General features: G+C 73.8%; 18 protein-coding genes, 1 pseudogene and 2 riboswitches. Of the genes and pseudogenes, 12 read left to right on the plus strand and 7 right to left on the minus strand.

The genetic code is table 11. From position 1 onward, the window contains the following. Positions 1-31: 31 nt before the first annotated feature. From ACFXPX_RS11740 to ACFXPX_RS11755, 4 genes are all read right to left on the minus strand, one after another. The gene (locus ACFXPX_RS11740) at positions 32-1,057 is read right to left on the minus strand and encodes a YihY/virulence factor BrkB family protein (RefSeq protein WP_380524473.1); all 1,026 of its coding nucleotides are present in this window, start codon (positions 1,055-1,057) and stop codon (positions 32-34) included. 238 nt (positions 1,058-1,295) lie between these two features. Next, positions 1,296-1,628 carry an STAS domain-containing protein gene (locus ACFXPX_RS11745; protein WP_380524474.1) on the minus strand — a complete coding sequence of 111 codons (333 nt, stop codon included), beginning with the start codon at positions 1,626-1,628 and terminating at the stop codon, positions 1,296-1,298. Continuing rightward, positions 1,625-2,749, minus strand: a complete 1,125-nt coding sequence (locus tag ACFXPX_RS11750) for a B12-binding domain-containing protein (protein ID WP_380524475.1) — start codon at positions 2,747-2,749, stop codon at positions 1,625-1,627. The genes ACFXPX_RS11745 and ACFXPX_RS11750 overlap by 4 nt, the downstream gene beginning before the upstream one ends. Next, positions 2,746-4,404, minus strand: coding sequence for a PP2C family protein-serine/threonine phosphatase (locus ACFXPX_RS11755; RefSeq protein WP_380524476.1), 1,659 nt, complete (start codon positions 4,402-4,404; stop codon positions 2,746-2,748). The genes ACFXPX_RS11750 and ACFXPX_RS11755 overlap by 4 nt, the downstream gene beginning before the upstream one ends. A 201-nt stretch (positions 4,405-4,605) precedes the next feature. On the opposite strand from ACFXPX_RS11755, the gene ACFXPX_RS11760 reads away from it, so the two are divergent. The 7 genes from ACFXPX_RS11760 (at position 4,606) to ACFXPX_RS11790 (ending at position 9,682) form a co-directional block, all read left to right on the plus strand. Further along, on the plus strand, positions 4,606-4,992 hold the full coding sequence (locus tag ACFXPX_RS11760; protein WP_380524477.1) for an STAS domain-containing protein: 387 nt from the start codon (positions 4,606-4,608) through the stop codon (positions 4,990-4,992). Between the two features lie 118 nt (positions 4,993-5,110). Beyond that, complete coding sequence (locus tag ACFXPX_RS11765) at positions 5,111-5,593, plus strand: ATP-binding protein (RefSeq protein ID WP_380524478.1); 483 nt, start codon at positions 5,111-5,113, stop codon at positions 5,591-5,593. 72 nt (positions 5,594-5,665) lie between these two features. After that, on the plus strand, positions 5,666-7,249 hold the full coding sequence (locus ACFXPX_RS11770; RefSeq protein ID WP_380524479.1) for a PP2C family protein-serine/threonine phosphatase: 1,584 nt from the start codon (positions 5,666-5,668) through the stop codon (positions 7,247-7,249). Positions 7,250-7,377: 128 nt separating this feature from the next. Then, positions 7,378-8,322, plus strand: coding sequence for a SigB/SigF/SigG family RNA polymerase sigma factor (locus ACFXPX_RS11775; RefSeq protein WP_380524480.1), 945 nt, complete (start codon positions 7,378-7,380; stop codon positions 8,320-8,322). A gap of 84 nt (positions 8,323-8,406) precedes the next feature. Further along, positions 8,407-8,757: an STAS domain-containing protein gene (locus ACFXPX_RS11780; protein ID WP_380640810.1), complete on the plus strand. Its 351-nt coding sequence runs from the start codon at positions 8,407-8,409 to the stop codon at positions 8,755-8,757. A gap of 121 nt (positions 8,758-8,878) precedes the next feature. Beyond that, positions 8,879-9,355 carry an ATP-binding protein gene (locus ACFXPX_RS11785; protein WP_380586292.1) on the plus strand — a complete coding sequence of 159 codons (477 nt, stop codon included), beginning with the start codon at positions 8,879-8,881 and terminating at the stop codon, positions 9,353-9,355. 105 nt (positions 9,356-9,460) lie between these two features. Continuing rightward, positions 9,461-9,682, plus strand: coding sequence for a DUF6458 family protein (locus ACFXPX_RS11790; RefSeq protein WP_380524483.1), 222 nt, complete (start codon positions 9,461-9,463; stop codon positions 9,680-9,682). Between the two features lie 86 nt (positions 9,683-9,768). Here ACFXPX_RS11790 and ACFXPX_RS11795 read toward each other — a convergent pair whose 3' ends face one another. Together ACFXPX_RS11795 and ACFXPX_RS11800 are read right to left on the minus strand one after the other, a co-directional pair. Further along, positions 9,769-10,200: an ATP-binding protein gene (locus ACFXPX_RS11795; protein ID WP_380524484.1), complete on the minus strand. Its 432-nt coding sequence runs from the start codon at positions 10,198-10,200 to the stop codon at positions 9,769-9,771. A 112-nt stretch (positions 10,201-10,312) separates the two neighbouring features. Continuing rightward, the gene (locus ACFXPX_RS11800) at positions 10,313-10,687 is read right to left on the minus strand and encodes an STAS domain-containing protein (RefSeq protein WP_380524485.1); all 375 of its coding nucleotides are present in this window, start codon (positions 10,685-10,687) and stop codon (positions 10,313-10,315) included. Between the two features lie 100 nt (positions 10,688-10,787). Here ACFXPX_RS11800 and ACFXPX_RS11805 point away from each other — a divergent pair, with 100 nt between their 5' ends. The 3 genes and pseudogenes from ACFXPX_RS11805 to ACFXPX_RS11815 all read left to right on the plus strand — a co-directional run. Beyond that, complete coding sequence (locus ACFXPX_RS11805; RefSeq protein WP_380640812.1) at positions 10,788-14,642, plus strand: SpoIIE family protein phosphatase; 3,855 nt, start codon at positions 10,788-10,790, stop codon at positions 14,640-14,642. Between the two features lie 731 nt (positions 14,643-15,373). Continuing rightward, positions 15,374-15,712, plus strand: coding sequence for a peptidoglycan-binding protein (locus tag ACFXPX_RS11810; protein ID WP_380524487.1), 339 nt, complete (start codon positions 15,374-15,376; stop codon positions 15,710-15,712). A gap of 302 nt (positions 15,713-16,014) precedes the next feature. Continuing rightward, positions 16,015-16,212, plus strand: a pseudogene (locus ACFXPX_RS11815) (enoyl-CoA hydratase-related protein); the annotation flags it as partial. Positions 16,213-16,258: 46 nt separating this feature from the next. Here the strand turns inward: ACFXPX_RS11815 and cobF are convergent. Beyond that, positions 16,259-17,017, minus strand: coding sequence for a precorrin-6A synthase (deacetylating) (gene cobF, locus ACFXPX_RS11820; protein WP_380640814.1), 759 nt, complete (start codon positions 17,015-17,017; stop codon positions 16,259-16,261). A gap of 111 nt (positions 17,018-17,128) precedes the next feature. Next, positions 17,129-17,277, plus strand: a riboswitch (cobalamin riboswitch). A 98-nt stretch (positions 17,278-17,375) separates the two neighbouring features. Here cobF and ACFXPX_RS11825 point away from each other — a divergent pair. Then, positions 17,376-18,482 (plus strand): peptidase, encoded by a 1,107-nt coding sequence (locus tag ACFXPX_RS11825; RefSeq protein ID WP_380640816.1) that lies wholly within the window; start codon positions 17,376-17,378, stop codon positions 18,480-18,482. 29 nt (positions 18,483-18,511) lie between these two features. Continuing rightward, positions 18,512-19,009 (plus strand): flagellar hook-length control protein FliK, encoded by a 498-nt coding sequence (locus ACFXPX_RS11830; RefSeq protein ID WP_380640818.1) that lies wholly within the window; start codon positions 18,512-18,514, stop codon positions 19,007-19,009. Positions 19,010-19,157: 148 nt separating this feature from the next. Continuing rightward, a riboswitch (cobalamin riboswitch) is annotated at positions 19,158-19,302 on the plus strand. The last annotated feature ends 69 nt before the right edge of the window (positions 19,303-19,371 follow it).

Genomic DNA, 19,371 nt, shown 5'->3' on the forward strand with positions numbered 1-19,371 from the left:
GGGAACACCCGGGGTGCGGAGGCGGGCTCCGTCAGCCCTGATCGGACCGCCGGGCCGGTACCCGCGCGCCCGGACCGCCGCCGTGGGGTCCGCGGAATCCGACGCGGATCCTCGTGCCGGCCGTGTACGCGGCCGCCGTCGCGTAGGCCGTGTAGGCGCGTCGGTCGGCACCGGTCAGGTCGGCGTCGTGGACGAACGGGCTGGCGAGTCCGCGGGGCCACAGCCGCAGGTGCCGGACGGCGGTGACCTCCGCGCAGGCGACCAGGGCGAGCGCCGCCAGGTAGAGCCAGGCCATCAACCCCAACACGATGCCGAACAGGCCGTACGTCGCGGTGGCTCCCCGAAGCACGTGCCCGACGTAGTACGTCCCCGCCGACAGCAGGAGCTGCCAGACGAGCGCGGCTCCGAGCGCCTCGGGCCACAGGCGGCGCACCGGCGGACCGTCACCGATCAGGAGTTTGAAGGCGAGCAGCAGTAGCCCGCTGTCGACCAGGACGGCCAGCGGTCCGGCCCCGGCCCGGACGAGCGAGTCGAGCGGTGCCGGGCCGACGTCCGCCGTGGCGGCGATGGTGGCCAGGGCGCCGGAGACGGCGACCGCGGCGGCCAGCAGCCCCAGCAGCGGAAGGCCCCGGAGCCTGGCGGCGACGGCGTTGCGGCGCCGGTGCCGGGGCACGGCCCAGACCGTGTCGAAGGCGTTCTGGATGGCCTGGGCCACGCCGGAGGCGCCGTAGAGGCTGCCGGCGATCCCGATGCCGAGGGCGGGTCCGTTGCCCTGGAGGGAGTGGATGTTGGTCGCGATCTGATCGCCGATCACGGGGAACCGGCCCAGCGCGGAGTGCAGGATCTGCTGCTGGAGCTGCGGGTCGCCGTGCAGGGCGAAGCCGAGTGCGGTGACCAGGAGCAGCAGCACGGGGAAGACCGAGAGGAAGCCGTAGTAGGTGATCAGTGCGGCGAGGTAGGCGCCCTGGTCGTCGACGAACTTGTAGATGACCGCCAGTACGGCGCCAACGCGCCGGTGCCGGCGCTGGTAGTCGTCGAGCCGGTCCAGCAGTTCCACGGGCCGTGCCTCCTCGGATGTGCGGGGCCGCCCCGGGAGGGGCGGCCGGTGCACCGTCCAGGGGACGGCCGACGTTGCGGGGCGGGGCCCGGCGGGCGGAGCCGACCTGTCCCTTTCGGGTGACGGCACTCGTCTGCCCCGCTCCGGCCCGGGCATTCCCGCCTCCGTCGGGTCGCGGGCGCTCGGGCGTGCCGGTCCGCCGGGAGTGGCGCCTGCTCGGGCGGACGGTGCGGGCTGGTCAGCGGAGCAGGTAGTCGAAGGTGCCGGTGAGGTGCAGCAGCCGGTCCAGGAGTGCCGGGCGGGGGTCGATCCGCAGGCGCAGGCCGGCGGCGTCGGTGTGGCGGCGGATCTGGATCAGGGTGGACAGCCCCATGGAGTCGCACATGGTCATGGCGGTGCAGTCCAGCTGGAGCGTGCTCGCGCCCGGCCGCGCCGACAGCTCGGTCGTGACGGCCGAGAGGAGGGCGTCACAGGTCTCGTGGTCGAGGTCGGCCTCGACCACGACGGTGATCGTGTCGGGTCGCGGGGCCGGTCCGGGCGCGACGGGGTCTCGATCGGTGGGTGTGGTCATGCCGGGTTTCCGTGGTGCTGGTTCGGGACGTGGACCGTCGGTGGGAGCAGGGCCGCGACCGCGGTGCGCCCGTGGTCGAGCAGGGTGACGGAGCGGGGCAGGTCCCGCAGTTCGTGACGGAGGATCTCCAACGCCGGCAGCATCGAGGAGGCCGGGACGGCGCGGGAGCCGAGGACACCTGCGGTCCAGCTCAGGAAGCCGCAGAACAGGTCGGGGTCGTCGGTGTAGAGGCCGGCGGCCAGGAAGTCGACCACGTGCGCGATGTCCTCGGCAGTGTGCTGGAGCTGTGCCTCCGTGTAGGCCCTGACTGCGGGCACCTCCTTGAGCAGGCCGGAGACGACGGCGCCGACGAGGCGGGGCGCGCTCCGGCTCAGCAGGGTGTACTCCTGGTCGGCGAGGTGCGGGAGGTCGTCGATGGGCTGGTGCTCTGGCACCGGGGAGGCGAGTCCCCGGGCCAGCCGCTCGGCCGCGCCCCGGGCGCTCCGGGCCCAGGCGTCGGCTCCCAGCAGCCGGGCGTACCGGCCGTCCTGGCCGAACGCGGCCCCTCCTGCGAGCACCGGCACGCCCGCCGCCTGGGCGGCCGTGATCGTGGTGTGCGCGGCCGGCAGCCGGGGGGCGAGCGAGGCCGACAGGGCCAGCGCGTCGGGCGCGGTGCGGTGCAGCTCACTGATCAGGAGCGGAGTGGGGACCTGCGAGCCGAGGTAGTCGACCTGCCAGCCGCGCAGGACCAGGACCTGGGCCAGCAGCCGGGCCGGAAAGGCGTGCCACTCGCCGTCCACGCACGACACCGTCACCCTTCCGCGGGGGGTCCGCGGGACGCTGCCGCGCACCGCCGGGTGGGCGACGAGGGCGGTGACGACCCGGTCGTTGATCGCGGTGGCGGTGTGCTCCTGGGCCACGGTCAGCCGGTTGGCGGCCCACTCGGCGCCCACCCGGGCCTGGACGGGGGCGATCACGTCGAGGAGGACGGCCTCCGGCGCCACCCCGGCGCCCAGGGCGTCGAACGCGACGGCGCCGGCTGCCGCCTCGTCGCCGGCCGACACCGCGGCCCACAGACCATCGGCCCATGCCGCCGGGTCGTCCGTCCGCGGAGCCGGAACCTCCAGGTCGGGGGCCGTCACTGGTCCGGCTCCCCGGCAGCGCGCCCGGCACCGGCGGAGAGCCGGCTGCCCTGCGGCGCCGCGATCACGAGAACCGCCATGTCGTCGTGCCGGCTGCTGCCGACCCATTGGGAGGCGAGCATCAGGACCCGTTCGACGATCGCCTCGGCGGGCATCCGGGCGCATTCGCCGAGCACGCGCACCAGCCGTTCCTCCCCGAACATCACGTTCCCCAGCGGACCGCCCCGGGCTTCGGTGACCCCGTCGCTGTACAGGACGCAGGCCTCGCCGGGAGCCAGGACGACGGTGTCGGACTCGATCCGAGTCTCCGGTAGGGCGCCCACCAGGCTGCCGGACGTACGGGCGGTCTCGACGCTCCCGTCCGCCCGGACGACCAGTGGAGCCGGATGGCCGGCCGCCGACAGCCGGACGGTGACCCGGTCCTCCTGCCGCCGCACCGATGCCAGCACCATGGTGGCGAAGCGCGTGTGCTGCGAGGTGAGCAGCGCGCGGTTCAGCAGGGTCAGCAGCCTGGGGTGGTCGTCCGCGAGCGGCAGCAGCGCGTGCAGGGTGTTGCGGATCTTCCCGGTCAGTACGGCGGCCGCCAGCCCCTTCCCGCAGACGTCGCCGAGTACCGCCAGGGTCTCGCCGTCCGGGTCCGTCGCGGGGTGGACGTCGTAGAAGTCGCCCCCGATCCGGTCCCGGTCGACCGAGGCCCGGTAGCCGGCGGCGTAGTCGGTCCCCGCCACGTGTTCCAGCCGCGGCGGCAGCAGTTCACGCATCAGCAGGTCCGTGACGGCGGCCTGCTCCGAGTACATCACCGCAGCCGAGACCGCCGCGCCCGCGCGGGCGGCGAACAGCCGGGCGAAGACCTCCTCCGAGGGCGAGAAGGCGCCGTGGCCCGCGCCGCGCAGCAGCACCAGCGCCCCGGCGGGAACACCGTGGCCCGGCAGCGGGGTGACGGACACCGCGCCGACGGCGGTCATGCCTTCGGGAACGAGCCACTGGGGCGCCGAGGAGGGGTCGATCCAGCGCGAGGGCACGGGCGGGAAGCCCCGCAGGGCCTCCGCCAGGCCGGGTACGGCGGAGGCGTCCGCCCGGGCCCGGCCGTGCACCGGCGGCTCGCCCCGGACGCAGGACACGAAGCGCAACAGCCTGCCGCTGGTGGGGGAGACGACCACCGCGGCGTCCGCCAGGTGGACCGCGGCCTGCTGGGCGGTGGTCTCCAGACACCGTTCGACGTTGAGCGAGGCGAGCAGCTGGCCCGAGAGGTGGGCCAGCAGTTCCCAGCGGTCGCGTTCGAGGGCCGCGGCCAGACTGCGGTCGGCCCCGTCCACCAGCCACCACACGACGCTTCCGTCGGCCTGGACCGAGGGATGGGCCTCGACCTCGCCGCCGGCCAGGACCCCGCGGACGGCCGGCGAGGAGCCCCGGGCGGAGCGCCCGGGATCGCCGGGGCCCTCCCCGGACATCCGCAGGTGGGCTTCGAGCAGCCACGGTGCGACCGCGGCGCCCCGGGCTGCGGAACGGCCGCCGAGCAGCTCCCGGGCGGTGCCGCTGGCATGGACCACGGTCCCGTCGGCGGCGAGGAGCAGCACCGGGTGGGGGGCGTCCGCGAGGAAGGCCAGACCGGGGTGGGTCGGCGTGGGTGGATCGTCCGTCGGAAGGATTGGCATCTCGTCCGGCCCTGCTGGACCATCACCTCACTCTGTTCGTGCAGCGGCTGCGACCGGTGCGCGCTGGCCCGAAGGACTCGGTCGGCCGGCCGCGGAACCGCACGAAGTCGACGGTGCGCTGGATGAGGGTCCATGGTAGCGGCCTCGATCCGCCCCCGGGCCGACCCGATCGGCCGCGCGCGGATGCCGTAGCATCCCGCTGTGACGGAGAACGACGAGGTGGTCGTCCACGGGGCCCACTGGCCGGGCCATCGACTGGTGGCAGCCGAGGGCGAGCTCGAGTGGGAGAGCGCCCAGGCCTTCGCCGAGCAGGTCGACCGCGCCGTCGAGGGGTTCTCGGGCCTGCTGGTCGCGGACCTGTCGCGGGTGGAGTTCGCCGATTCCTCCGCACTCCACACCCTCTTCGAGGCCCACCGGAGCCTTGCTGCCGGAGGCGGGCGGCTGGTGATCGCCGGCCCGCTGGATCCGCTGGTGCGGCGCCTCTTCGAAGTCTCCTCGACCACCGGGTACTTCGCGTTCGCGGAAACCGTGGCCGAGGCCGTCGGTGGACCGGAGCCCACCGAGCCCCGTGCGGGTGGGGCCGGGTGACTCCGGGACCGGAGCGGTGCGGAGTGATGCACGGCTCACCGGGCATGCGAAGGTTGACATCCCGCACCGTTCGCACTCCGAACCTTCCCTGCGGCTTCACCCCGTCAGAGGTCCTCGTATGCCGGAACCGCTCCTCCCGCCCGACAGCACGGCGGGCCCCGCAGTACTGCGCACAGGACCCCCGGCGGACGAGCAGGGGGTCCAGGTGCACCGCGCGGCAGTCGGCGGAGGCCTGCCGGTGGCCACCGCGGCGGATGCCCGGTCGGTCATCACGTCCTTGCTCAGCGCCGTACCCGGTGACACGAGCGCGGCGCGGCGGGACGCCCACCTGGCCGTGACCGAACTGCTCACGAACGCCCTACGGCACGGGGGCGGGCTGACCGGCTTCCGCGCTCGGCTGGACGTGAAGCCGCCGGTGCTGCGCATCGAGGTGGAGGACCGCTCGGACGAACTGCCCCGGGCCCCGGAGCGGGAGGGGCCGGGCCCAGACCGGCTCGGCGGCCGCGGGTGGGTGATCGTCCGGCGACTGGCGGCCAGCTGTAAGGTCGAGCGGTTCCCCGGGGGAGGAAAGCGCATCACCATCACGATCCCCGTCCGCTGAGGGCCCGCCGCCGAACCGGCGGGGGGCGTAACGCCGGACGTCGGTCGGCCCGCGACATGGCATGCTCCTCGCATGACGGACCACGACCGACCAGCACCGCCCGGTTCGAGCGCTGACAGCAGTGCGACGCCGGGTGGTCATCCGCAGGAGAGCGCGATCCAGGACGTGCTGGACGCCTCCTTCGGGTCGATGGTCCTGCTCACGCCGGTGCTGGGGACGCACCGGGAGGTGGTGGACTTCCGCTTCACCGCGAGTTCTCCCCAGGCGGTCGACATCGCCGGGCGCCGCGGCCCGGAGCTGCTGGGACGGAGCGTCCTGGAGATGTATCCCGGGGTCGCCGGCAGCGACCTCTGGCGCGGCTACCTCGACGCCCACGCGACCGGCGTCCGCTGGGAGGGCGAGCTGAACTACGAGGAGGTCGCGGCCGGCATCCCCCGGTCCTCCCGCTACAAGGTGCGGGCGGTGCCCTGCCGGCAGGGACTGGTCGTCTCCTGGACCCGCCTGGACGCCCACGAGCGGAAGCGGCGCAGGCAGGCCCTGATGCGGCAGTTGGGCCGGACCGGCTGGATGGACCACGACCTGGTCCGCGGCGAGGTCAGTTGGTCGCAGGAGGTCTACGCGATCTTCGACCGGCCCCGGCAGCTGGGGCCGCTGGCCTTGTCGGACCTGCCCGCCCGGGCAGCGGAAGAGGACCGTGAGGTCCTGGCCGCAGAGGTCGGCCGGTTGATGGGCGGCGGCGGGCGGATCGACCGCACCGTGCGGATCGTGCTCGCCGGGGGAGAGGTGCGACACGTCCGGATCGTCGCCGAGGCCCAGATGGACGCGCACGGTGATCCGGTCGAACTCAACGGGCTGTTCCAGGACCTGACCGCGGACAGGCGCGCCGAGCAGGAACTGCTGGAGCACCAGCAGGCGGTGCTCGCCCACCAAGGACTGCTCGCGGCCGAACGGGACCTGGCCGCCCGGCTCCAGAACACGCTGCTGCCGCAGTCGCACCAGGTGCTCGAACTGGCGGGCCTGGTCGTCGACGTCGCCTACCGGCCTGTGCAGGAGGGGCTGAACGTCGGCGGCGACTGGTACAGCACGCTCGAACTGCCGGACGGCAGTGCGCTGCTGGTCGTCGGCGACGTCGCGGGCCACGGCCTCGACGCGGTGGCCACGATGGCCCTGCTGCGCTTCACGGCCAAGGGCATGGCCATCACGGGCACGCCGCTGCCGGAGATCCTCCACCGCCTCAACGCCCTGCTGCTGCACAACTACGACCGGCCGTTCAGCACCGCCACCATGATCATGGCCTGCTACCGGCCCGACACCTCGCGGTTCACCTGGGTGCAGGCCGGCCACCTGCCGCCGCTGCTCCTCCGGGACGGCGAGGCCCGCTTCCTGCCGGCTCCGGCGGGCATCCTGCTGGGAGCGACCGGCACCCCGCGCTACGAGGCGTCGTCGATCGAACTGCTGCCCGGCGACGAACTCCTGCTCTACACCGACGGGTTGATCGAGAGTCCGGGGGAACCCCTGGACGCGGCCATGGCGCGACTGGCCTCCGCGGCCCGGGGGCGTGGCGGCGGCGGGCCGTTCCTCGCCGGGCTGGTGCGGGAGTTGGTGGGGACGGCCGAGCGCCGCGACGACGTCTGCGCCCTGCACGTCCGTCGCTGACCGGACGGCAGCCTGTCCCGGCACGTCCGGCGTACACGGAATCTTCACGCCGGAGCCGGGCATGCTCCCGCCGCGAGCGGGTAGTCGCGCCGCCGGCTGTGCCGGAGTGATGGAGGAAGAGGACCGACATGGGTATCACCACTGAAGAGCTGCTCCAGGTGGAGACCGGCCTCGCGCCGGATGCCGCCGGCCCGCTCGTCGGCGCTTCCGGACGCGACGCCGCACCGGAACTCGCCGACGTGGAGGACCCGGGTGAGGTCGCTCCGGCGGACGCCCGGGAGCTGACCCGGGCCCTGCTGGCGCGGCTGGCCGCCCTGGAGGAGGGCACCAAGGAGTACTCGTACGTGCGGGGCACCCTGGTCGAGCTCAACATGTCGCTCGTGCGCTTCGTGCTGCGGCGGTTCGGCGTGAAGCGGGAGAACCAGGACGACCTGCTCCAGGTCGGTGCCATCGGCCTGATCAAGGCCATCGACCGCTTCGACCCCGAGCACGGGGTGGAGTTCAGCTCCTTCGCCATCCCGACGGTGCAGGGCGAGATCCGCCGCCACTTCCGCGACAACACCTGGACGGTGCACGTCCCCCGGCGGATGCAGGAGCTGCGCCTGGCCCTGGCCAAGGCCCAGGACGCGCTGTCCCAGCAGTTCGACCGGGCGCCCACGGTCGCGGAACTGGCCCGACACCTCGAACTGCCCGAACCGGAGATCGTCCAGGGCCTCGCCGCCGCCAACGCGCGTACGGCCGGTTCCCTGGACCTCTCGGTCGACTCGCAGCGGGACGGCAGCGCCATGTCCGTGGCCGACCGGCTGCTCGGCGTCGACGAGGACCACGCCGAGCGGGTGGCCGATCTGGTGGCGCTCAAGCCGTTGATCGCGGCCCTGCCGGCGCGGGAGCGGCTGATGCTGTCGATGCGGTTCACCGAGGACATGACGCAGAGCCAGATCGGGGAGCGGCTGGGACTGTCGCAGATGCACGTCTCCCGGCTGCTCAGCCGCACGCTCAAGACCCTGCGCGAGGGCCTGGCGGGCGACGGGGACCGAGCCAGGCGGGTCGGCCGCAGCAGTGGGCGGGCGTAGGGTGCGTAGGGGTTCGGTGGACGAAGGACGATGATGACGAACGAATCGGGAACCAGCAGCGTGCCGCGGGTCGAGGATCCGCCCGTGACCGGGCTGGAGGTCCGCCTCCACCGCACCGCGGGCGAGCTGTCCGTCTGCGCACTCGTCGGGGACCTGGACATCGAGTCCCGCGCCCCCGCGGGCTCCGCGATCGACGGACTGATAGCGGAGCGCCCCCCGTTGGTCGTTATCGACCTGGAGCGGGTCGGGTTCTGCGACTCCTCCGGCCTCAACCTGCTCCTGCGGGCCCGGATGAACGCCATCGCGGCAGGAGTCGACTTCAGGCTCGCCCACCCCTCGCCCGCGGTGGCGCGGGTCCTGGAGATCACCGGCACCGACTCCATCTTCTCGATCGACGCCGACGGTGAGAGCCTGCGCACCGCGTCCGGCCGATGAGGGACCGCGGGGCGGAGCCGGTGCACCGCGGGCCGGCGGCCGAGCCGTCGATCCACGTCCGAGTCCGAGTGAGCAGCGGGTCCGGCCGGACCGGTACCGCAGTGGAAGGGGGCAGCCGCCCATGACTGCCAACGGGGTGACCCTGGGCGACGGCAGAGCGGCCGTCGGGGCCGTACGACCGGCCGGCGGACAGCTCCGGCGGCTCGGACTGGCAGGGGTGGCCAAGCCCGTGGCCCGGTCCCGCTCCTTCACCGCGCGAGCGCTCGCCGACTGGTTCGGGCCCCTCGAACCGGTCGAACCCTTCGGGCCCGAGGCGTCGGCGCCGACGGGCCAGGACGTCGTCCTCCTGGTGGCCGAACTCGTCGCCAACGCCTTGATGCACGCGGGCGGTGCGCTGGAGCTCGCGCTGCACGCGCGTCCGGGCACGCTGCGGATCGAGGTCAGCGACGGCTCCCCCGTCCTGCCCGCTCTCCGCCTCCCGCACCTGCCCGGTACGCCCGGCGGCCACGGGCTGGTCATCGTCGAGCGCGCCTCCTGCCGGTGGGGCGCCGAGACCCACGAGCTGGGCAAGACCGTGTGGGCCGAGGTCCGGCTGTAGCGACCCCGCCGGAAAGCCCGCAGACGATTCCGCCGATGCCGACATTCAATCCCGGATCCAGGGCACCCGAGGAGCAGAGAGCCGACTGACGAGGAGTGGGACAGCATGGGTATCGGTGGCTGCATCGGATTGTTCGCCCTCGGCGCCATCATGGTCTTCGCGACGGACTGGCACCTGAACGGAATCAACGTGCACACGGTGGGCTGGATCCTGATGGCCGCCGGACTCCTGGGCATGATCACCTATGCGAACATCTACCGCCGGCGGCGCCTGGTCCGCCGGATCGGAGTGGACGAGCCGGTCGAGGAACGCCGCTACTACGAGTAGGCGTCGGGCCGGGGGAATCGCCCGCGGTCAGCGCGGCCTGTGCCGTCCGCGGGCACGACCGGGCGCCGTCGCCGGTCGGCTGCGGCTCAGTAGGCGAACGTGGCGCGAATGCGCTTGCCCCCGTTCGGCAGGGGCTCGATGCGGCAGGTGTGCGCGAGGATCTGCACGAGCGCCCAGCCGCGGCCTCCCGGTGCTTCGGGGGCCCGCTGGTCGAGCGGCTCACCCGTGGGGTGGCGTTCGTCGGCGTCCTCGACATCGACGACGAGCCGGCGGCGCTCGTGGTCGATGCGGGCGTGGAAGCCGGTCAGCCCGCCGGCGTGCCGGTGGGCGTTGACGACCAGTTCGGTGGCGGCGAGCTTGACGTCGGCGAGCAGGCGGTCGGTGTCGCCGTCCAGGGTTCGGACGAGCTCGGTGAGCAGGGCGCGGGCGTCGGCTGCGGTGACCACCCGCCGGGGTCGGTGACGGGTGCCGTCCGCGCCCGGTCCGTCGGGTGAGACCGTTCCGTCGGCGTGGGACATGATGCGGCCTCGTATCAGGGTCTTGTGCGCGGAGCGAGCAGAGGAAGGACGCTGTGGGGCGCTGTGCGAAGCGTGTGCCCGGAGAGTGGTGGTTGATGCCCGGACGGAGTGGTCACGTCGGGCCGGTGCCCGTGGTGGGCGGTCGGCGGAAGGCCGCGGCCATCCGCGCGGCCTCGCGCGGATCGGGTGCGAGGGTGAAGTGGCGGTCCGTCGCGGTGACCTCGAGCAGGCGGCTGACGGCGCTGGTCAGCGGCCCCACCAGGAGGAGCAGGCCGCCTTCGGACCGCATCCGCCGGTCGGCGAGGACCAGGAGGCGCAGCGCGAAGGAGTCGGCGAAGGTGACCTCGGCGAGTTCCACGGCGAGCACCGGCGGCCGCGCGGCGACCGCGGCGTCCAGCTGCTCGGAGAGCTCGGCCCCGCGGTCGTAGTCGAGTTCGCCGCTCAGCGCGAGCACGGCCATGCCCGGGGTGTTCCTGTGGTCCGTCACCCGGCCGATGCTATAGACCTCGGGGTGGCGGCCGGGAGGCGGGTCACCTGCCCGTAAGGTCGTCCACCGGTGCGTCGGCCGGCCCGGCCGACGCGGCACGATGACCCGGTCCAGTGCGGTCGGGTGTGCCCACGTCGACGGGGGAGGAACTCCGGTGCCAGGTGCAGTGCTGCCCCCGGCGGGAGGTGTGTTCGGCGCCGACCCGCTCGTCGGCGCCGACCTGGCCCGGGTCGACTGGGCGGCGACGCCGCTGGGAGAGCCGGAGCACTGGCCGCAGAGCCTGCGAACCGCCGTGCAGATCCTGCTCTCCTCCCGGTTCGCGATGTGGATGGCCTGGGGCCCGGAGCTGACGTTCTTCTGCAACGACGCCTACCGGCGCGACACCCTGGGGCAGCGGTACCCGTGGGCGCTCGGCCGGCCCTTCCCCACGGTGTGGCCGGAGGTCTGGGAGGATGTCCGCCTCCGGGTCGACAGCGTCCTGCACGACGGCGTGTCGACCTGGGACGAGGACCTGCTGCTGTTCCTCGAACGCTCCGGGTACCCGGAGGAGAGCTACCACACGTTCTCCTACAGCCCGTTGCGCGACGAGTCGGGCGCCGTGGCCGGCGTGCTGTGCGTGGTCAACGAGGAGACCCAGCGGGTGGTCGCCGAGCGGCGGATGGCCACCCTGCGCGACCTCGGCTCGGACCCCGGCGCGGTACGCACCGAGGGCGAGTTCCTGGCGTTCGCCGCGGAGCAACTCGCCCGCAACCCCTACTCGATGCCCTTCACGCTGACCTACCTGTTCGAGGAGGGCGGATCGGCGCGCCTGGCGGCCTCGTCCGGCATCGACGCCGCCCACCCCGCGGCCCCGGCGCGCCTTCCCGCCGACACGGAGGTGCCGTGGCCCGTGGCGGCGGCCCGCCAGGGACACAGCCGGGTGGTGGACCTGGACGCGGCACCGGTCTTCGACGGACTGCCGCACGGGATGTGGAGCGAGCCGCCGGCCCGGGCACTGGTGGTCCCGCTGACGCGCGCGGGGGAGAGCCCGGACGGTTTCCTCGTGTCCGGGCTGAACCGGTTCCGGCCGCTGGACGGTGACTACCGCGCCTTCCTCGGCCTCGTCGCGGGCCACCTGGCCGCCGGGATCGCCAGCGCCCGCGACCACGAGGCGCAGCGGCGGCGTGCCGAGGAACTCGCCGAACTGGACCGGGCGAAGACCGCGTTCTTCTCCAACGTCAGCCACGAGTTCCGCACCCCGCTGACCCTGATGACGGGTCCGGTCGGGGACCTCCGCCGACGGCTGGCCGACGCCGGAGAGGACGTCCGGGCCGATCTGGAGGCCGTCCACCGCAACGGCCTGCGGCTGGGCCGGCTCGTCAACGCCCTGCTCGACTTCTCCCGCATCGAGGCGGGACGGTTGCGGGCGGCTCCGGTGCCCGTCGACCTCTCGGCGGTCACCGCCGACCTGGCGTCCGTTTTCCGCTCCGCGATGGAGGCGGCGGGCCTGGCGTTCGAGGTCGACTGCCCGCCCCTGCCGGCCCCGGTCGCGCTCGACACGGGACTCTGGGAGCAGGTGGTGTTCAACCTGCTCAGCAACGCCCTCAAGTTCACACCCGAAGGCGCGGTGCGGGTGCGGGTACGCGCGGTGGACGGGCGCGCGGAACTGACGGTGCAGGACACCGGCACCGGCATCCCCGCCGCCCAGCTCCCGCACCTGTTCGAACGGTTCCACCGGGTGGACAATCCCCGGGCACGCTCGCAGGAGGGCAGCGGCATCGGCCTGGCCCTGGCCAGGGAACTGGTCGAACTGCACGGGGGCACTCTCACCGCCGTGTCGGTCGAGGACGAGGGCAGCAGCTTCACCGCGGCCCTGCCGCTCCGCCCCGGGGCGCGGCCGACGGAGCCCGCCAGCTCCGGTCCGCCGTCCCCGGGGGCGCAGTCCTACCTTCAGGAGGCCCTGGGCTGGCTCCAGGACGCCGAGGAGCCCGACGGCCGGTACGCCGACCCTTCCCGGGACGGCTCCCCCGCGACCGCCGCGGCCGCCACCCGCGTGCTGGTCGCCGACGACAACGCGGACATGCGCCGCTACCTCGCGCGCATCCTGCGCGGCGCCGGCCACTTGGTCACCGTGGTTGCCGACGGTCGGCGCGCACTCGCCGCGGCCCGGGCCCACCTCCCCGACCTGGTGGTCAGCGACGTGATGATGCCCGGTCTGGACGGACTCCACCTGGCCCAGGCCCTGCGGACCGACTCCCGCACCGCAGGGGTGCCCATCCTCCTCCTCTCCGCCAGGGCCGGACAGGAGGCCGCCGTCGAAGGACTGGCGGCGGGCGCGGACGACTACCTGGTCAAGCCCTTCGCCGCCGCCGAACTCCTCGCCCACGTACGCTCGATCGTCGACCTGTCCCGGGTCCGCAGCCGACACGCCCGCTGGCGCACCGCGCTGGTCGACTCCCTCCATGACGCCTTCTTCGTCTGCGACGGGGACGGCGCCGTCGTCGAGACCAACCCGGCCTTCGCCGCACTGCTCGGCCACGGCCCCGAACACCTCCCCAGCGCCCCGCCCCACCCGTGGTGGCCGGACGCCGACACCGAGCCCGACGCGCACCGGCGGACGGCGCGCGCCTTCGCCCGCCTCGTCTCCGGGGACGGCGGCCGTGCCACCCTGTCCGTGCGGCACGCCGACGGGAAGCGGCTGTGGGTGCAAGCGGCCTGCAACCGCGTCCAGGACCCCGACACGGGGACCACCGTCACCGTGGGAACCTTCCGCGACGTCACCGCCGAGTACCACGCGATCCGGCGCGAGGGTGCGGTCGCGGCCTTGGGCGAGATCGTCGCCGACGCGGTCGGCGTCGCCGGGGCCCTCGACGGAGCCGTGGCCGAACTGCGGGCCCTGTGGGACGCGGAACGGGTGCTCGCCGTACTGCTGCCCCGCGAAGCCGCACCGGTGCCGGTCGCCTGGGCCCCGGCCGCCCAGGAGGCGGCGGCCGTTCCCCGGCACCGCGATCTCGCGGCCGTGGCGGGAGCCCCGATGCTCGCGCCGATGGCAGTGCCGGGCGGGGCCGTGGTCCTGCTGGAGCACCCGGCCGGCCCGCTCGCCCTGCTGGTCGAGCTGGGCGGACGCCGGCCCTTCACCCGCGAGGACGAACTGCTCCTCACCCTGCTCGCCGGTCGTCTGGCCCAAGGGCTCGCCCGAGCCCACCGGATCGATCAGCAGCGCGAGACGGCCATCGCCCTGCAACGCGCCATCCTCGGCCCCGCCGATCTCCCGCAGGACTTCGCGGTCCGCTACGAACCGGCCACCCGCCCCCTGGAGGTGGGCGGCGACTGGTACGACACCGTCCCCCTGCGCGACGGCCGGATCGGCATCGTCGTCGGCGACTGCGTCGGCCGCGGGATCGAAGCCGCCACCGTCATGGGCCAGTTGCGCAGCGCGTGCCGTGCCCTGCTGCTCCAGGACCGCAGCCCGGCCCGCACCCTCGCCGCCCTCGACGAGTTCGCCGCCGGCGTCCCCGGGGCCCTGTGCACCACCGTCTTCTGCGCGGTCCTCGACCCGGTCACCGGTGTCCTTCGGTACTCGATCGCCGCTCACCCGCCCGGCATCGTCGCGCTGCCGGACGGCGGGACCGTCCTGCTCGACGACGGCCGGTCGCTGCCCCTCGCCGTGGCCCCCGACACGGTCAGGCCGGAGGCCGTCGCGGTGCTCCCGGCCGGCTCCGTCCTGCTGCTGGCCACCGACGGCTTGGCGGAACGCCGCGGGGTCCCGCTGCCCGAGAGCGTCGAGCACGCCGCCCGGGCCCTCGCCGAGAACGTCGGACTCCCGCTCGACCGGCTCGCCGACCGGCTGATGCAGACGCTGGCCCCACCCGGCGGTTACGAGGACGATGTCGCGCTGCTGCTGTACCACCACGGCGTCGCCCCGGCCGAAGGGCCACCGGACGGTGGCGATCCGATCGGGCAGCAGCCCTGGTGACGTGCCGTGGCATCCACGACGCCGCGCCGCGGGACGACGGCGCGCGACGACCGCTCGGGGCTGCACCCGGCCCCGTCGCCCCGACCTCCGGCTCCCGTACGGCCCCCGGTACCGGGTGTGCAGCAGCCCTCGGCGTTCCGGGCGGGCGTCGTGCCGGGAGCGAGGAGGCGGAACGGCCGTCCGACGACGGCCCGGTGGTGCATGAAGTGGTGGCACGGGGGTAGCCGGAGGTGTGTGGACAGGCCGGCGGCGCGCAGGTTACCCCCCCGGACTCGGCGCGCCGCTCCTGTCCTCCGGCCGGTCTCGCTGCGGTGAGACCGGCCCCACTCCTCTCCCGGGTGGTCTTCGTCCGACGCTGCCGCCTCGGGCCGTGCGCCTCCCTGGTGTGTGCTTCGCGCACGTTCTCTCCTCGGTCCATTCCGAAGGTTCTGGGGCTGGGTCGGGCAGGTCGTCGCCCCCGGTGGGGACGGGCGGCCCTGACCCTGGCCCCACAAGTGGTGCGCGACCCTCACCCACCGGATTCCGGTCACCGCCGGCGGCGGCCGCACCACCGGCGACGTCCAGCTCGCCCACTGGATGGGCAGCCTGACTGGTTTCTTTCTTGATCATTTCAGGTAGGATCCCTGGCGCTGATGACTGGTCTTCGTCATCACCAGAGCCACCGGGGGATGGCCCCAGAAATGGATGTAGTCGCTATGAGAGCACGCGCACTGGCACGTGTCGCTGCGGGCGTGACGTTGTCACTGTCCGTGGTCGTCGGCCTCAGCGGAACGGCCGAGGCCTCCACCACCGCCCCTTACGTGCAGAAGGGGTCGCACGGACCCGCGGTTTCGTGTGTTCAGGCCTTCCTGAACGGTGTCGGCCTCGGCCACAGGATCGCCGTGGACGGCGACTTCGGGCCGGATACGGAGGGCATGGTCGAGGACTTCCAGCGCGCGTACGGCAACGGCCTCAGCAGGGACGGCATCGTCGGGCCCAAGACCGGTACCGCCCTGTGGAATTCGTACTGGCAGATCAATCCGCAGGGCGGCTTGCAGTACTGCTACGACTACATCCCGACGAACTCGTAGCCTCGCTGATGATGCCGGACGGCCCCGGCGCTCCTGCGCAGCGGAGATCCCGTTCCAGCACCGCACCCGCCAGAGCCCGACGTACCGCGCTCACGCCCCCGACGTCGACAACCCGGCGTCCGGCGCTGATGATCGGCCCTTCGGACCGTGAACCACTCCTTGCCCTCGGCGGAGCTGTACGCCAGGACGATGATGCCCGCGATCGATGCCGGCCAGCGAGATGATCGAGCCGCGGGAGAGCAGCTGGATCACCCCGGTGGCGATCGTGAGCCACTCGATCACCAGCACCGTCTTCCGGGTCCGCCGAGACCGTCGCGGCGATGTCCACCCCGGCGGCGGTCATGCTCAAGGAGAGCGTCAACCGCTCCTTCGAGACGACGCTCGCCGAGGGCGTCCGCTTCGAACGCCGGCTGTTCCACTCGGTGTTCGCCACGGCGGACCAGAAGGAGGGCATGGCCGCCTTCGCCGAGAAGCGGGCGCCGAAGTTCGAGCACCGCTGACGGTCCGCGCGTGCGCAGCCCCCTCGCCCGGGGCGGCGCACGCCGGTCAGCCCTCCGACCGCCGCAGCAGGTAGGTGTCCATGATCCAGCCCTTGCGCTCGCGTGCCGACTCGCGCAGCTCGCGGATCCGTGGGGCGGCTTCGGTCAACGGCCCGGCGACCAGGATCTCGTCGGGAGTGCCGAGGTAAGCGCCGTAGTGGATCTCCAGTCCCTGGGGGTCGAGGCCGGTGAAGGCGGCCCGGCCGTCGAGCATCACCACCACGTCGTCCACCCCCTCGGGGAACCCCTCGGCCAGGCGGCGGCCGGTGGTGATCTGCACCGGGCGGCCGACCCGGGTCAGGGTGGTGCGGTGGGCGGCGGCGAGCGCGGAGACACTGCTGATGCCTGGGACCACCTCGTAGTCGAACGCGACCGCGCCGCGGGCCCGTACGTCCTCCACCACCGCGATGACGCTGTCGTAGAGGCTCGGATCCCCCCAGACCAGGAAGGCACCCGTCTCGCCCTCGCCGAGGTGCTCGGCGGCCAGCCGCTCGACCAGGTCGGCGCGCCGGAGGCGCCAGTCGTCCACGGCGGCGGTGTACGCGGGCGTGGTGCGGTCCCGCTCCGCGTCCGGTGCCTCGACCACCCGGTGCCCGGGCCGGCCGTGCTCGGTCAGCATCCGGCGCCGCAGGTGGATCAGGTCCTGTCGTTCCTCGCTCTTGTCGAGGATGAAGAACACGTCCGTGCGACCGATCGCCCGGACCGCTTGCAGGGTGAGGTGGTCGGGGTCGCCCGCGCCGATGCCGATGACGAAGATGTGCCGCATGGGAGCCATTCTGCCGTCCCTGAGGACCTGGCCAGGACGGCGGGGAGAGGAGCGCGCGTCGCGACGGCGGGTGCCGGGCACCGTGGTGTCGCGCTCGAACCCTTGACCGGATCTTTTCCGTGTCGCCATGATGGGCCGTCAAGTTGTGACTCCGCCCTCGGGGGAAGTCCGGTTCGAGTCCGGCGCTGACCCGCAACGGTAGGCCTCCGACCCCGCGTCGGTGGCGAGCCCGAGTACCCGTCGGCGGAGGTGTGTCGTCCACTCCTCCCGTCGTGGTCTGCGGGCCGGAGCTCAGAGGGCTGCCCGGTGCGTTGCCGAGGCCCTCCGGGCGCCTGCGTGCGGGCCCGGAAAGGCCTCCATGCCCGCGCTCCGCCGCACCCTCGGTCTGCTCGCGATACCCGCCCTCGCCCTTGCCGCCGCGCTCCCGGCGGCCACCGCCGCGAGTGCCGCGCCCGCCGCCCCGACCTCGTCCGGGACGTTCCGCCCCGACGCCGCCGCGGGCGGCTGGCTGGCCCGCCAGCTCGTCGGCGGCGACCACTTCGAGTCCGTCTTCAACGGGACCGCCTACCCCGACCAGGGCCTGACCATCGACGCCGTGCTGGCCTTCGCGGCCTCGCGCAGCTCCGACGACGCCGCCGCGAAGGCCACCGCCTGGCTGGCGAAGCCCGAGGTCATCAGCGGCTACCTCGGCGATGGCACCACCGAGGCCTATGCGGGCGCGACCGCCAAGCTGCTGCTCGCCGTCGAGGTCCGCGGCGGGGACCCGACCGCCTTCGGCGGCGTCGACCTGCCGGCCCGGCTGCGCTCGCTGCAGACCGCCGGAGGCCGCTTCTCCGACCGCTCCCAGTGGGGCGACTACAGCAACGCCTTCGGCCAGTCCCTCGCCCTGATCGCCCTGCACCGCACGCCCGGTGACGCCCCGGCGGCGGCCGTCGACTTCCTGGCGAACAGCCAGTGCGCGGACGGCGGCTTCCCGGTCTCCTTCGGCCAGGCCGCCTGCACCAGCGACCCCGACGCCACCGCGCTCGCCGTCCAGGCCCTCGCCGCCACCGGTCGCGCCGCCAAGGCGAACACGGGACTCGGCTGGCTCACCGCCCACCAGAACGGCGACGGCGGGTTCGCGGCCGCCGGGGCGACCGCCTCCAACGCCAACACCACCGGCCTGGCCACCCAGGCGCTGTTCTCCGGCGGGCGCCTGGCCGCCGGCTTCAAGGGCTGGAGCCGGCTGGTCAAGTTCCAGCAGGACTGCTCCGCGGACCCGGCGGTCCGCGGCGCCGTCGCCTACGACGCGAGCGGTTTCAACGCGGGCAACGGAGCCCGGGCCACGGCACAGGCCGTCCTCGGCCTCGCGGGCACCCCGCTGGCCACGCTGTCCGCCGCCGGTGCACGCCCCGGCGCCCCGACCCTCGCCTGCCCGGCCACGGTTACGGACACGGCCACGGCCACGCCCACGGCCGTGCGCTGAACGAGCCTGACTCCAGGAGGATTTCACCGATGACCGACACCTTCACCGCGGTCCGCCCGGCCCGCCGTGCCCGCCCGGCCCGCCGTACGCTCGGGTCGATCGCCGCTGCGGCGGCCCTCACGGCCGGCCTGCTCGGCGTCTCCGCCGTCCAGGCCCCGCAGGCGCGGGCGGACGCCTGCACCGGCACCACCGGGGTCACCGTCGTGGTCGACTTCACCGCCGTCGGCGGCGGCGTCCAGACCGGCTGTGCGCCCGGCGACCCGGCCAGCGGCCTGGCCGCGCTGACCGGGGCCGGTTTCTCGTACTCCTTCCACCCGCGCTTCCCGGGCTTCGTCTGCACGATCAACGCCCTGCCGACGACCTGCACCAACCCGACCGGCAGCGCCTACTGGTCGTACTGGCACGCCCAGCACGGCGGCCCCTGGTCGTACAGCAACCTGGGCGCGGGCAGCTACAACCCGGCACCCGGCGACGTCGAGGGCTGGTCCTTCGGCGCCGGTGCCCAGCCGGGCATCACCGCGTCCTGAACCGCGTCCTGAACCGCGGACGCCGACCGGTGCCCCGGCTCCTCTCCCGGGAGGGGCCGGGGCACCGGTGACCCCCCCACCGCTGCGCGTCAGCCCCGGTGCCGCACCCGGGTCCTCCCGCTCGGCCACCGCTGACGCCTCATTGACTCTGCTTCGGTCAACGTGGTCTGATGAACCGATTTTTTGCCCTCGGCATTCAGGGGAAGCCGGTCCAACTCCGGCGCTGACCCGCAACCGTGGACCCACCTGAGGGTGGGTGAGCCGGAATGCCTGGACCGGGGGTGTGTTCACACAGCACTTGCGTCGTCGCGGACTACGACGTGGTCTCGACGGTCCCGTGTTCCCCGTGGGCGGCCGTCGGC

Origin of the sequence: Kitasatospora sp. NPDC059146 (assembly GCF_042786665.1) — a bacterium.
Lineage (GTDB): Bacteria > Actinomycetota > Actinomycetes > Streptomycetales > Streptomycetaceae > Kitasatospora.

What these genes read in the sequence shown, in the direction of transcription:
- ACFXPX_RS11745 (WP_380524474.1), bottom strand. Translation starts at nt 1,628, where the DNA reads ATGACCACACCCACCGATCGAGACCCCGTCGCGCCCGGACCGGCCCCG.
- ACFXPX_RS11755 (WP_380524476.1), bottom strand. Translation starts at nt 4,404, where the DNA reads ATGCCAATCCTTCCGACGGACGATCCACCCACGCCGACCCACCCCGGT.
- ACFXPX_RS11765 (WP_380524478.1), top strand. Translation starts at nt 5,111, where the DNA reads ATGCCGGAACCGCTCCTCCCGCCCGACAGCACGGCGGGCCCCGCAGTA.
- ACFXPX_RS11770 (WP_380524479.1), top strand. Translation starts at nt 5,666, where the DNA reads ATGACGGACCACGACCGACCAGCACCGCCCGGTTCGAGCGCTGACAGC.
- ACFXPX_RS11775 (WP_380524480.1), top strand. Translation starts at nt 7,378, where the DNA reads ATGGGTATCACCACTGAAGAGCTGCTCCAGGTGGAGACCGGCCTCGCG.
- ACFXPX_RS11785 (WP_380586292.1), top strand. Translation starts at nt 8,879, where the DNA reads ATGACTGCCAACGGGGTGACCCTGGGCGACGGCAGAGCGGCCGTCGGG.
- ACFXPX_RS11790 (WP_380524483.1), top strand. Translation starts at nt 9,461, where the DNA reads ATGGGTATCGGTGGCTGCATCGGATTGTTCGCCCTCGGCGCCATCATG.
- ACFXPX_RS11795 (WP_380524484.1), bottom strand. Translation starts at nt 10,200, where the DNA reads ATGTCCCACGCCGACGGAACGGTCTCACCCGACGGACCGGGCGCGGAC.
- ACFXPX_RS11805 (WP_380640812.1), top strand. Translation starts at nt 10,788, where the DNA reads ATGACCCGGTCCAGTGCGGTCGGGTGTGCCCACGTCGACGGGGGAGGA.
- cobF (WP_380640814.1), bottom strand. Translation starts at nt 17,017, where the DNA reads ATGCGGCACATCTTCGTCATCGGCATCGGCGCGGGCGACCCCGACCAC.
- ACFXPX_RS11825 (WP_380640816.1), top strand. Translation starts at nt 17,376, where the DNA reads ATGCCCGCGCTCCGCCGCACCCTCGGTCTGCTCGCGATACCCGCCCTC.
- ACFXPX_RS11830 (WP_380640818.1), top strand. Translation starts at nt 18,512, where the DNA reads ATGACCGACACCTTCACCGCGGTCCGCCCGGCCCGCCGTGCCCGCCCG.